General features: G+C 70.0%; 11 protein-coding genes. 5 read left to right on the top strand and 6 right to left on the bottom strand.

The window, feature by feature from the left end; genetic code table 11:
* Positions 1–37: 37 nt before the first annotated feature.
* Positions 38–1,477: an MFS transporter gene (locus BJ988_RS21470; protein ID WP_179659930.1), complete on the bottom strand. Its 1,440-nt coding sequence runs from the start codon at positions 1,475–1,477 to the stop codon at positions 38–40.
* 171 nt (positions 1,478–1,648) lie between these two features.
* On the opposite strand from BJ988_RS21470, the gene BJ988_RS21465 reads away from it, so the two are divergent.
* Positions 1,649–2,200, top strand: coding sequence for a TetR/AcrR family transcriptional regulator (locus BJ988_RS21465; protein WP_179659929.1), 552 nt, complete (start codon positions 1,649–1,651; stop codon positions 2,198–2,200).
* Between the two features lie 28 nt (positions 2,201–2,228).
* Entirely contained in the window at positions 2,229–2,735 is a 507-nt protein-coding gene (locus BJ988_RS21460) for a YflT domain-containing protein (RefSeq protein WP_179659928.1), read from the top strand.
* Positions 2,736–2,778: 43 nt separating this feature from the next.
* Here BJ988_RS21460 and BJ988_RS21455 read toward each other — a convergent pair whose 3' ends face one another.
* Entirely contained in the window at positions 2,779–4,131 is a 1,353-nt protein-coding gene (locus BJ988_RS21455) for a glycoside hydrolase domain-containing protein (protein ID WP_179659927.1), read from the bottom strand.
* A gap of 182 nt (positions 4,132–4,313) precedes the next feature.
* On the bottom strand, positions 4,314–4,676 hold the full coding sequence (locus BJ988_RS31440; RefSeq protein WP_343051722.1) for a sulfatase family protein: 363 nt from the start codon (positions 4,674–4,676) through the stop codon (positions 4,314–4,316).
* Positions 4,677–4,854: 178 nt separating this feature from the next.
* On the opposite strand from BJ988_RS31440, the gene BJ988_RS21445 reads away from it, so the two are divergent.
* From BJ988_RS21445 to BJ988_RS31085, 3 genes are all read left to right on the top strand, one after another.
* Positions 4,855–5,499, top strand: a complete 645-nt coding sequence (locus tag BJ988_RS21445) for a hypothetical protein (RefSeq protein WP_179659926.1) — start codon at positions 4,855–4,857, stop codon at positions 5,497–5,499.
* A 56-nt stretch (positions 5,500–5,555) separates the two neighbouring features.
* The gene (gene purL, locus BJ988_RS21440) at positions 5,556–7,844 is read left to right on the top strand and encodes a phosphoribosylformylglycinamidine synthase subunit PurL (protein ID WP_179659925.1); all 2,289 of its coding nucleotides are present in this window, start codon (positions 5,556–5,558) and stop codon (positions 7,842–7,844) included.
* A gap of 70 nt (positions 7,845–7,914) precedes the next feature.
* A complete protein-coding gene (locus tag BJ988_RS31085; protein WP_179659924.1) occupies positions 7,915–8,988 on the top strand; it encodes a CAP domain-containing protein in 1,074 nt (357 codons plus the stop codon).
* Here the strand turns inward: BJ988_RS31085 and BJ988_RS21430 are convergent.
* Genes BJ988_RS21430 through BJ988_RS21420 form a run of 3 tightly spaced genes read right to left on the bottom strand, consistent with a single transcriptional unit; the run spans position 8,985 to position 12,358 of the window.
* A complete protein-coding gene (locus BJ988_RS21430) occupies positions 8,985–10,487 on the bottom strand; it encodes a DHA2 family efflux MFS transporter permease subunit (protein ID WP_179659923.1) in 1,503 nt (500 codons plus the stop codon). The two genes, BJ988_RS31085 and BJ988_RS21430, sit on opposite strands and share 4 nt — an antisense overlap.
* Positions 10,488–10,538: 51 nt before the next feature.
* A complete protein-coding gene (locus tag BJ988_RS21425) occupies positions 10,539–11,345 on the bottom strand; it encodes an ABC transporter permease (protein ID WP_179659922.1) in 807 nt (268 codons plus the stop codon).
* Entirely contained in the window at positions 11,342–12,358 is a 1,017-nt protein-coding gene (locus BJ988_RS21420; RefSeq protein ID WP_179659921.1) for an ATP-binding cassette domain-containing protein, read from the bottom strand. The genes BJ988_RS21425 and BJ988_RS21420 overlap by 4 nt, the downstream gene beginning before the upstream one ends.
* Positions 12,359–12,443: the final 85 nt, after the last annotated feature.

The raw sequence follows: 12,443 nt of genomic DNA, 5'->3' as shown, positions 1-12,443 counted from the left end.
CTCGCGATCGCGAGCCGGGGCCGAACCTCGGTGTGACTCAGTCGACCTCGACCGCCGCCGGCCCGGTGACGTACGAAGGCGTTCTGGACGGCCGCCGGAGCACGACGGTCAGTGCGGCGATGATCCCGATTGCGCCGAGGGCGGCTGCGGCGTAGAAGGCCTCGCGCATGCCCGGGACGGCCTCGCCGGGGGTGCCGTTGGCGACGTAGACCGAGGCGATCACGGCCAGACCGATGGCGCCACCGAGCTGCTGCATCGTCTGCACCAGGCCCGAGGCTGCGCCGGCGTGGGCGGCGTCGACTCCCTCCAAGCCGAGGGCCGTGGTGGAGGTGAAGACGAGGGAGGCGAAGGCGCCGTTGAGGAGGAACGGGGCCAGGACGGCGCCGGCGTACGTGCTGGTCTCGGTGAGCGTGCTCAGCCACACGAACGAGCCGGTCAGGCCCGTGGCGCCGAGGACCAGCACCCCGGGCATCCCGATCCGGGCCGCGATCAGAGGCGCCACCCGGGACATCGCGAAGATCATCAGGGTCAGCGGCAGGAACGCCAGGCCGGAGGCGAGCGGCCCCAGACCCAGCGCGCCCTGCAGGTAGATCACGGTGAGGTAGAACGTCGCGAACTGGGCGCCGACCAACCCGATCGCTGCGATGAAGGCGGCGACGCGGCGATGGCTGTCGAAGAGGTGGAGCTGCAGCAGCGGGTGGGCGACCCGACGCTCGGTGAGCACGAGGACGACCAGCAGGAGCAGGCCGACGACGATGCCGCCGACGGTGCGCGCGGAGGTCCAGCCGTGCTCGGGGGCGCCGATCAGCGACCACACGATCGCGGCGGCGCCGCCGGTGGCGGTCACCGCGCCCACGATGTCGAAGCGTCCCGGTCGCGGTGCGGTCTCGGAGACGAGGCGGCCGACGAGGGCGAGCACGACGAGGCCGATCGGTACGTTGATGAACAGCGTCCAGCGCCACGACGCGATGTCGGTCAGGACGCCGCCGAGGATCAGCCCGATCGAGGCGCCGCTGGAGGAGACCGCGGCGAAGAGTGCGATCGCCTTGGCGCGACCGGCCTCGTCCTTCGCGGAGGTGGTCAGCAGTGCGAGCACCTGAGGCGCGGCGATCGCGGCCCCGAAGCCCTGCAACGCGCGGGAGATGACCAGCAGGTCGTCGGTCGGCGCGAGGCCGCCGGCCAAGGAGAAGAGGGTGAAGACGGCGAGGCCGGCCACGAACGTACGCCGCCTGCCGAAGACGTCGCCGAGGCGACCGCCGAGCAGCAGCAGGCCGCCGAAGGCCAGGGAGTAGCCGTTGAGCACCCAGGTGAGTGCCGCCGGGGTGAACTCGAGATCGTCGGCGATCCGGGGGAGTGCGACGTTCACGACGGCCGAGTCGAGCACGATCATCAGCTGGGCGACCAGGACCAGGGCGATCCCGGCGCCGGCGGCCTTGGTGGCCGCAGGTGGCTTGGGTGGTGCCACGGTGGATGTCATTCAAGAGCTCCTGTTGGAGACGGAGGAGGAGTACAGTGAAACGGAGGCATGCTCCGCTTGATCGAGATTAGCGGAGGGAGTCTCCGGTTAGCAATGCATTTGAATGCTGCGGCGCAGACTGCTGTTAACTTGAGGCCCCCGCAGCCCGCGGTAGCCACTGAGGAGGTCCGGATGAGAGCCGACGCGCAGCGCAACCGCGAGCGGCTGATCGAGGTCGCCCACGAGGTCTTCAAGGAGCGCGGTCTGGACGCGCCCCTGGACGAGGTCGCCCGGCGTGCCGGCGTCGGTCCAGGCACCCTCTACCGTCACTTCCCCACTCGCGAGGCGCTCCACGAGGCGATCATGGCGACCTGGATCGAGGAGGTCGCCGGCCAGGTCGAGAAGGCGATGGCGACCGAGGGCGGGTGCCGGGAGAAGCTGCTCGCCTGGTTCGAGGAGTACGTCGCTCTGCTGACCCGCCACCAGGGCGCTGCCGCCAAGATCACGGCGTCCCTGGGCTGCCAGGACTCCCCGCTGCGCACCAAGTGCCAGACCTATGCCGACGCCAACGAGAGTGTCCTCGCGGAGATGGCCGACAACGGCGTGCTGCGCGAGGGTGTCGACAACCTCGACGTATGCCGCCTCCTCGGCGGCGTCGCGACCATGGCCGACCATTCCTCGCTCGCCCCCGAGGACGTACGTCCCATGCTCGACGTCATCGCCAACGGCGTGCTCAAGGCCTGACTCTTCGGCGGTCGGGCACACTGGGGGCATGTCCTTCAACTCGCCGGTCCGCAACCCGCAGAGCCCGCTGAAGCTGGAGTTTCCCCAGTCGCTCGCGACCTACGACGACTACGCCGCCGCGCAGAAGACGGTCGACTTCCTCTCCGACCACGAGTTCCCGGTCGAGAACTGCATGATCGTCGGCACCGAGCTGAAGCAGATCGAGCGGATCACCGGCCGCCTCACCTGGAGCAAGGTCGCCCTCGCCGGCGTCCTCTCCGGAGCGTGGCTCGGTGTCTTCGTCGGCCTGATCATGTCGCTCTTCGGTGACGACAACTTCCTGTTCATCCTGCTGTCGACGATTCTCCTCGGCGTCGTCTTCGGCCTCGTCTGGTCGCTGATCGGCTACGCCGCCACCCGCGGCACCCGCGACTTCTCGAGCGTCAAGGTCATCGTGCCGACGAAGTACGAGGTCCTGGTCGAGCACAAGGTCGCGGCCCGAGCTCGCGAGCTCCTCGCCGGTCTCCCCGGCGCGCTCCCCAACCCGTTCGCCTGACCCCGACCGTTCGCCTGAGCCCGACCGCCGACCCGGTTCGGGATCAGCGGCCGTGGGCGAGGTCGTACCAGGTGACCTCGGTGGCCATGCCGGTCGGAGTCCGTCCGAGCCGCTTCTGATAGGCGACGAGGGCGACATGGGTGTTCTGGTCGAGCACGCCGGTGACCTTCGCGCGCTCGGGTGCCGAGGTGGCGTTGAGGGCGCGCTGGAGGTCGCGGACCGCTTCGCCGGCGGAGCCGCGCTTGAGCAGCGGTCGGCTGTTGGCCGCCCACAGCGTCTTCCACGCGGCTCTGGTCCAGGTCTTGCGCACCGCCAGGCCGTGCGAGCGCTGCCAGGCGTTGATCGACCTGACCAGCCCCGCGTCGTACGTCCCGTCGATGGGGCCGCTGAAGCTCCCGCGCTCGCGGAGCATGCACTCGAGCGCCTTCGTGTAGATCGGCGAGGGCGTGTACGAGCTGGTCCGCGGCTTCAGGTCGGGGTAGCTGGTGAAGCTGACCGGCACGCCGCCGCAGTGGGTGACCCGACGGGCGGAGGAGCCGCGGCCGAGGTCCACATAGTTGGAGTCGATCTCGATGGTGACGCCGCCGTGGGTCTCCTTGTGCGGGCCGCGGTACTGCTTGACCCGGCGGTGCGGATTCCAGGGGCTGTTGGGGATGTACTTGGTGGAGGTGTTGGCACGGCCGTCCCAGTCGGCGATCCACAGGTCCGCGGGGTAGACGAAGCCGCGGGGCTGGGCCTTCCAGACGGCGTACATCGCCTTGACCCCGGACGCCGCGCTCGAGTACATCGCGGGGCGGTAGCCGAGCTTCTTGATCCGGTGGCTCCAGGCCGAGACGAACCACATCGCCGACTCGCGGCAGCGCTTGTTGCCGGTGTCGAAGCCCTCGAGGTCGTAGAACATCGTGCTTCCGGCGGCGATGCCGTAGCGCTTGGCGGCGTCCACGGTCGCGTTGGCCTGGCTGATGCCCTGGCGCTTGGCCGCGGCGTACTGCTTGGTCGAGCTGGCGCTGATCCGCGGGTCGTCGCGGTAGCGCGGGAACTGCGGGTTGCAGGACGCCTGCGGCCCGAGCGTGATCGGCAGCAACCGCCAGCCGCGCGCCTGCTGCTTGCGCACCCAGGTCGCGCTGAGGTTCGTCTGCTTGCGACAGCCGCGCGAGTTGCCGGCGATGTAGATGCCGACCGCGCCGAAGTTGGAGTGCTTCCACCAGCGGTCCATCGCCATCTGCGACGGCGCCTCGCACTGGTCGAAGCCGAAGCCGGTGAAGCTGCCCGGTGTGACCGGGTTGGCCGCGGCCGCCGGGCTGGGCACGGCGAGCCCGGCGACCCCGATGACGCCGGCGATCAAGCTGGCGCCGAGTGCCCGTCTGACGTACCTGATCCTGATGAAATCCCCCATAGTTTCGTCACGTTAGTCACAACAGCCACATCGACACCGGAGGACTCGCGCAGACGACGCTGTTTGGTTGACCTGACATCAGATCGCCGGGCGTACATCAGGGGTACGCCAGCAGGGTGTCGTCGATCTTCTCCCAGGCCGCACGGAGCTTCGCCAGATCCTCGGGGCGCCTCCGGGCCAGGTCAGCCTGCTCGCGTACGTCCTGCCAGGCGGCCGGGGTAGCGCCCGGTGTAGAGGCCGAAGCGGGTGGGAGAGCAGACCGCGGAGGCGGAGTACGCATCGGTGAACCGCACGCCCGAGGCTGCCAGCCGGTCCAGGTTGGGCGTCTCGATGTCGGGGGCGCCGTAGGCGGACAGATCGGCCCAGCCGAGGTCGTCGCCCAGGATGACCAGGAGGTTGGGCCTGCGCCTCGGGCGATCGACCTTGCGGGCCTTGAACGGTTCTTCGGTGGCGGCGTTGGCGGGGGTGGCGAGACCGGTCGCGGCGACCGTACCGGCCCCAGTGGCCAGGAGGTGGCGCCGGCTGAGCTTGGTGGGAGAGGACACTATATAGCCTTTCTTTAGCGAATAACTATAGATAGAAGACTAGATGCCTGCCTGCTGGGTGGTCAGGGATCTCGGCTGGCGGACGTGGAGGGACCTTGGTCCCTGGTTTATTGGCCCTAACCAAAGCCGCGCTGCGGCGTTACCTTGGTAAAGGACGAACTGCTAGGGGGTGGGGCCTGTGCAGAAGCGACGTGACCGGGTCACGCCCGTCCTCTTCGCGATCACCGTCCTGCTCGCGCTCGCGGTCGCCGGGATCATCCATGTCGCCCACGGCGGCGAGGTGGTCGGTCCGTTCGCGGTCGCCGACCAGGTCAGCTCGACCACCGAACGGACCAACACGCCCTACGTCTGCTGGGACGGGAACGGGTCCGGTTCGCTGACCCGCTGTCCGGACCCACGCGGTGTGGAAGGGTTGAGGTGGGTCTTTCCCGGCCACGACGACGCTGTCCGGCGCGGTGAGTGCTCCCGCCGTGAGGCCGGCGCGCGTGATCTCTTCGTCGAGTGCTCGATGTCCTGGCGCGGCGAGCAGGTCCACCTCCACTACGCCCACTGGGGCGAGTGGCAGACCGGTCGGAAGAAGCACGACGCCACCGGCTCGACCCCGAGGGTCGAGCAGCGCACCGACGGGGCGATGTCGCTCTCCTGGCGTCCGCGCCGGCTGCCGACCCCGCACGGCGAAGCCACCTGGATCACCGCCGAGATGGTCGAGGGCCACGGCTGGAGCGTCTCGGCGTACGCCGGGGACGCCGAGGTCGCCCGGGCAGCCCTCGAGGAGTTCGGCGAGATCCGCGACCTGCGGGAGTGGCGCGGACGGCCCAGATGATCGGATCCGGGGTGACGACTCGGGGGATCAGGCACTTCTGACGTAGATTTCTGCCCGTGACCGAGACTTCGTCCGCTGCCGTTGCGTCCGATCTTCCGCTCCTGGACACCGTGCACCACGCTGCCGGTGACCCAGACCGAGAGCAGCCCTGGGCCGAGCTCGGTCTGAAGGAGGACGAGTACGCCGAGATCAAGCGCATCCTCGGCCGCCGGCCGACCGGTGCGGAGCTGGCGATGTACTCGGTGATGTGGTCCGAGCACTGCTCCTACAAGTCCTCCAAGGTCCACCTGAAGCAGTTCGGCGAGATCCCGCAGGAGACCCCGGCCGGCAAGATGCTCGCCGGCATCGGCGAGAACGCGGGCGTGCTCGACGTCGGCCAGGGCTACGCGGTGACCTTCAAGGTCGAGTCGCACAACCACCCTTCCTACGTCGAGCCGCACCAGGGCGCCGCGACCGGCATCGGTGGGATCGTCCGCGACATCCTCGCGATGGGTGCCCGTCCGGTCGCCGTCATGGACCCGCTCCGGTTCGGCCCGCTGGCCGAGGAGGACACCCACCGTGTCCTGCCCGGGATCGTGTCCGGCATCGGCCACTACGGCAACTGCCTGGGCCTGCCCAACATCGGTGGTGAAGCCGTCTTCGACGCCTCCTACCTCGGAAACCCGCTGGTCAACGCCCTCTGCGTCGGCGTGCTGCGCCACGAGGACCTGCACCTCGCCAAGGCGAGCGGTGCCGGCAACCTGGTGATCATGTACGGCGCGCGCACCGGCGGCGACGGCATCGGCGGCGCCTCGATCCTCGCGAGCGTCGAGTTCGACGAGGACGGCCCCGCGAAGCGGCCGAGCGTGCAGGTCGGCGACCCGTTCATGGAGAAGCTGCTGATCGAGTGCACCCTCGAGCTCTTCTCCGCCGGCATCGTGCGCGGCATCCAGGACTTCGGTGCGGCCGGCATCTCGTGCGCCACCTCCGAGCTCGCCGCTGCCGGTGACGGCGGCATGCACGTCCACCTCGAGCGGGTGCCGCTGCGCGACTCGACGCTCGCTCCGGAGGAGATCCTGATGAGCGAGTCCCAGGAGCGGATGATGGCTGTCATCGCGCCCGAGGACGAGGCGACCTTCATGGACATCTGCACCAAGTGGGACGTCGAGGCGGCCGTGATCGGCACCGTGACCGGCGAGGGCCGGCTGCGCGTCGACTGGCACGGCGAGACCATCGTCGACGTCGACCCGACCACCGTGGCCCACGACGGCCCGGTCTACGAGCGCCCCTACGCCCGCCCGTCGTGGCAGGACGCGCTGCAGGCCGACGTCGCCGAGAAGCTCCCGCGCGCGGCCTCGGCCGACGAGCTCCGCTCGACGATCCTCGAGCTGGTCGCCTCGGAGAACCTTTGCGACAAGTCCTGGATCACCGAGCAGTACGACCGCTACGTCCGCGGCAACACCGTTCTCTCCCAGCCGGCCGACGGCGGCATGATCCGCGTCGACGAGTCGACCAACCTCGGTGTCGCGCTGGCGACCGACGCCAACGGGCGCTTCGCCAAGCTGGACCCGTACGCCGGCGCCCAGCTGGCGCTGTCCGAGTCCTACCGCAACGTGGCCTCCGTCGGCGCCAAGCCGCTGGCCATCTCCGACTGCCTCAACTTCGGGTCCCCGGAGGATCCCGACGTGATGTGGCAGTTCGCCGAGGCGACCCGCGGCCTGAAGGACGCCTGCCTCGAGCTCGGCATCCCGGTCACCGGCGGCAACGTCTCCCTCTACAACCAGACCGGCGAGACCGCGATCCACCCCACGCCGGTGGTCGCGACGCTCGGTGTGATCGAGGACGTCACCACGCGTACGCCTTCGGACTTCCAGGCCGCCGACGAGGTCGTCGTCCTGCTCGGTGAGACCCACGAGGAGCTCTCCGGCTCGGAGTGGGCCCACGTCGTGCACCGCCACCTCGGTGGCCTGCCGCCCAAGGTGAACCTGGCTGCCGAGAAGGCACTCGCCGAGCTGCTGCTGGAGGCGAGGTTCGTCACCTCCGCCCACGACCTCTCCGACGGTGGCCTGATGCAGGCGCTCGCCGAGCCGGCGATGTCCTCGGGGATCGGTGTCTCGGTCACGCTCGCCGGCGACCCGTTCGTCGCGCTCTTCTCGGAGTCGGTGGCCCGCGCGGTCGTCACCGTGAAGACCGCCGACGTCGAGCGGCTGACCTCGCTGGCCGAGCGCCACGGGGTCGCTGCGACGCAGCTCGGTGTGACGGGCGGTGCGGCGTACTCGATCTCCTACGACGGCGGCACCGTCGAGATCCCGCTCGAGGAGCTCACCGGCGTCTGGCGCTCGACCCTGCGGGACGCGCTGGCCTGATCGAGAAGGCCCACATCGCGCGCAGCGGGCCCGAGTAAAGGTCGATACCCTGGCGGGGATGTTCCCCCACATGCATCGCCTCGTGTCCTGTGTCCTCGCCCTGCTGCTCGCGACAGCTGCGCTGCTGCTCAGCGCTGGCCCGGCGTCCGCGGGGGAGGGCGGCACGATCAAGCGGCTGGCGAACGCCGCGCGTGCCGACGCCGGTCGAGAACCGCTCGCGCGCGACTCCGCCCTCGACGCGCTGGCGAGGAAGTGGGCTCGCAAGATCGCCGCCGACGGTTCGCTCTCGCACAATCCTGATCTCGCCGAGCAGGTGCCGGAAGGGTGGCAGGGGGTCGGGGAGAACGTCGCCCAGGGCTACCGGACCGGTGCCGCGATGCACCGGGGCTGGATGAGCTCCGATGGGCACCGGGCCAACATCCTGGGCGACTACACCCACATCGGGATCGCCTTCGTCGTGGTCGACGGCACCAGTTGGGGCGTGCAGGTCTTCGCCAAGTACCCACCGGGCGTGCGGCCGACCGCGCAGCCCAAGCCCTCCCCGCGGGCGCCGGCATCGACCAAGGCGCCGACCAAGTCACCTACTCCTCGTCAGACCCCGCGGACCGAGCGGTCGGCGACCGCGGCGCCGGCTCCGTCGCGTACGCCCTCTGCTTCCGCCTCCGCCTCCGCGTCGCAGTCGTCATCGGCGTCGCCCTCCGGGTCGCCTTCGGCGTCGCCGTCCGAGTCGGCCGACGCCCTGGCGTACGGCGACTCCGAGACGGCGGGCCCGGTGACGTTCACCGACGTCTCGAAGGGCCCGGCGCCGGCCGCGAGCGGGCTGTTCGGGATCGGCTATGTCGAGATGGCCGTCGGAGTGCTCGCGCTCTCCGGGCTGGGGCTGCTCGCGGCCCTGTTCCTGGCTCGGCGCCGACGCCGGCGCCGGCGCGAGCAGGATGCCCTCCCCGCCCGACCTGTCCGGCGGGCCGGGCCCTACCCCGGCGGCCCGGCCCAACGAGGCCAGGCCTATCCCGCCGCCCGCCCCGTCCCCGGCAGACCCGACCCCCGCAGGCCCAACCCCGGCCGTCCCCTTCAGGGTCGTCCCGTCCAGCGTCGGCCAGGTCGCCCGGACTTCGGCCAGCCGTATCCGGGCAACCGCTACTAATCGGCGACCGCCGCAGCCACGGGCTGACGGCTGTCGACAGGCATGGAGCCGGCGGACGGCGAACGACGGAAGACGACGAACGCGATCACGGCCGAGACCGCCATCATCGTGACCGGGAGCCAGAACGCGACCTGCAGGGCCTCGGCGGCCAGCGGCGCGACGGCCTCGAGCTCGCCAGGCGACACGGAGCTGAGCGCACCGATGCCGTCGCTGCCCAGTCCGGGCAGGCGCGCGGAGAGCGCGGCTGCCAGGAGCACCGAGACGCCGGCTGTGCACAGTGCGGTGGCGACCTGGTTCAACACGTTGATCATCGTCGAGCCGGCGGGGATGGCACTGTCCTCGAGGTAGCGGGTGGCGATGGTCATGGTCGGCAGCATCACGAACCCGGCGCCCGCGGTCGCGATGGCGTGGGTCGTGGCGAGTGCCAGCATGGGCGCATCCGCGCTCAGCTGGAGCGCCAGGGCCGCGAAGCCGAGGGTGGAGACCACGATGCCCGAGCCGATCACCGGCAGCGGCGGGAAGCGGTCGATGAGACGGCCGGCGACCTGGATCATGATCCCGGCCGCGATGCCGGCGGGAGCCATCAGCAGACCGGCGGTGGTGGCGGACTCGCCTCGGACGACCTGCCAGTAGAGCGGCACCAGGATCATCGAGCCGAAGTAGCCACCGGCGAAGCAGAACAGCAGCACGGCGCTGCCGCCGGTCAGGCGACGCTTGAGGAGTCTGATGTCCAGGAGCGGTGCGGTGGTGCGGAGGGCGTGCCGGACGAAGAGCGCCACGAGGATGATCCCGGCTCCGATCGGGACCAGCACCTCTGCGGAGAGAAGCGTCCCTTCGGCGAACGAGGTGCCCAGCACGAGGAGCGCCATCGCGGGAGGAAGCAGGAGCAGGCCGCGCACGTCCAGGCGGGCGCTCGGTCCGCTGTCCAGGCGCGGGAGGTTGCGCAGCCCGAGGATGATGCCGAGCAGCCCGAGCGGCAGGTTGATGAGGAACATCCAGCGCCACGACATCGTGTCGAGCAGCCAGCCGCCCAGCACCGGCCCGAAGACCGGGCCGATCAGCACCGGCAGGCCCATCAGGGCCATCAGCCGACCCCGCTCCGCCGGGGGCGCCGAGCGTAGCGTCAGGGTCATCGCCGCCGGCATCACGAAGCCGCCGCCGAGCCCCTGCAGGACCCGGAACGCGATCAGCGACTCCACGTTCCAGGACGTCGCGACGAGGCCGGAGCCGATCGTGAAGACGACGATCGCGGTCAAGAACACCCGGCGGGCGCCGAACCGGCTGATCGCCCAGGCCGCGGCCGGGATGACCGTCGCCAGCGCGAGCGTGTAGCCGGTGGCCACCCATTGGATCACCGGCAGCGAAGCGCCCGTCTCCTGGGAGAGACGGGCGATCGCGACCGCGACGATCGTGATGTCGATCGGGATCATCACCGTGCCGGCGATGACGGTGAGCACGATCGTTGTCGGGCTCGGAGCCGTGCGGGGTCTGGGAGTCATGCGCCCAGTCTGGAAGCTAAAGTGAACTTGAGGTCAAGTGTCTCGACCGGTTCAGCTCGACCGCTCCATGGTCCGTACGCCGACGAGCACGCCGACCACGGCGACGGCCGTCGCCGCGACGAAGCCGCTGATGACGACATCGGCCGGGAACTGGCCGGCGAAGAGCGCTCGGGCTGCCTCCACGACGTACGTCATCGGATTGATGTCGCTGAGGAACCGCAGCCAGCCGGGGGCGCCGTCGAGGGGGAGGAGCACGCCGGAGAGGAGCAGCAGCGGGAAGATCAGCATCTGCTGGACCGTCCAGAAGACCCAGTCCTGCTCCTTCGCCGCGGTGGCGAGGGCGAAGCTGAGCGCGCCGAGGCCGATGGCGAAGAGCGAGACGATGACCGATCCGACCAGAGCCCCACCGAGGTGGAGGTCGAAGCTGAACGGGGTCACCACGACGAGGATGACCGCCGTCTGGACCAGCACCGGGACGACCTCCTTCAAGGCCCGCCCGACCAGCAGCGACGGCCTGGAGAGAGGTGAGACCAGCAGTCGTTCGTGCGAGCCGGATCGGATCTCCGCGCTCAGGTCGGCGCCGGTCATCGAGGCGCCCATCAGTGCGGTCATGACGACGATGCCCGGTACGAACCACTGCAGCGCGCTGCCGTTCTCGACATCGGGCAGGAGCGGTGCGAAGAGAGCGAGGAAGACCAGCGGCTGCATCATCGCGAAGAGCATCGAGGCCGGCTGACGCAGCTTCGGTGTGAGCTCGCGGACGAGCACGGTCCAGGTGTCGGTGAGGAACCCGGTCGGCCTGCTGAGCGATCGGGTGGTGCGCTGGACCTGGGCGGTCTGGACGGTGAGGGTGGTCATGCTGCTGCTCCTTCGGTCTGGGTGTTGCTGGCGGACTCGGCCGACTCGCGCAGGCTGCGCCCGGTCAGGTCGAGGAAGACGTCGTCGAGGGTGGGGGTGCGGACTTCCATCCGGATCGCGGGTGTGCCGTGGGCCGCCAGGTCGATGGCCAGCGCCGGGGCGGTGTCGGCGCCGCGCGGGCTCCGGATCGAGACCTGCGTGCCCGTGCGCTCGACGACGGTCGGGCCGGTCAGCCCCGACTCCGCGCGAGCGGCTGCGGCTGTCGCATCCCCCTCGGTGCCGAAGGTGAGGAGCAGCAGGTCGCCGAGCCTCTCCTTGAGCCTGGAGGCGGTGTCGTCTGCGATCACCAGGCCGTGGTCGATGACGATCACCCGGCCGGCGAGCGCGTCCGCCTCCTCGAGATAGTGCGTGGTGAGCACGATCGTGGTGCCGTCGTCGTGGAGCCGTTGGATCTGGTCCTGCAGGTTGGCGCGGTTCTGCGGGTCGAGGCCGGTCGACGGCTCGTCGAGGAACAGCACCTCGGGATGGTTGAGCAGGCCGATCGCGATGTCGAGACGCCGCCGCTGGCCTCCGCTCAGCGTCTGGACCGTGCGGTCCGCGTACTCCTGCAGATCGAAGGCCGAGAGCAGCTCGTCGATGCGGGCCTTCGCGGCAGCGCGCGGGATGCCGTGGGCGCGAGCCTGGGACATCAGCTCGTCGCGTCCGCGCTGGATGTACGCGGCGGCGTTGCCCTGGCCGACGTAGCCGATCGAGCGCCGGACGGCCCCCTGGGCGCGGACGACGTCGTGGCCGGCGACCTCTGCGGTGCCGGAGGTGGGCGGGATGAGAGTGGTCAGCATCCGCAGCGTGGTCGACTTGCCGGCTCCGTTGGGACCGAGGAAGGCGACGAGCTCGCCCCGGTGGATCTCGAGGTCGAGGCCGCGCACCGCTTCGACGGTCTTCTTGCCTCTAGAGAAGTGCTTCGTCAGCCCTCGAGCGCTGATCACCGGCTGCTGGTTGGTGTGGTTCGTCATGGCTCAAGCATCTGAAAGAATCCGGTCAGTTTCTGACCGCTTTCGAAAGTTTCTTCTGCTAACCGGTTTAGAAGCCCGACGAGTG

It is taken from the genome of Nocardioides panzhihuensis, from assembly GCF_013408335.1.
Classification (GTDB): domain Bacteria; phylum Actinomycetota; class Actinomycetes; order Propionibacteriales; family Nocardioidaceae; genus Nocardioides; species Nocardioides panzhihuensis.
This window is presented reverse-complemented; position numbering and strand designations above follow the sequence as displayed.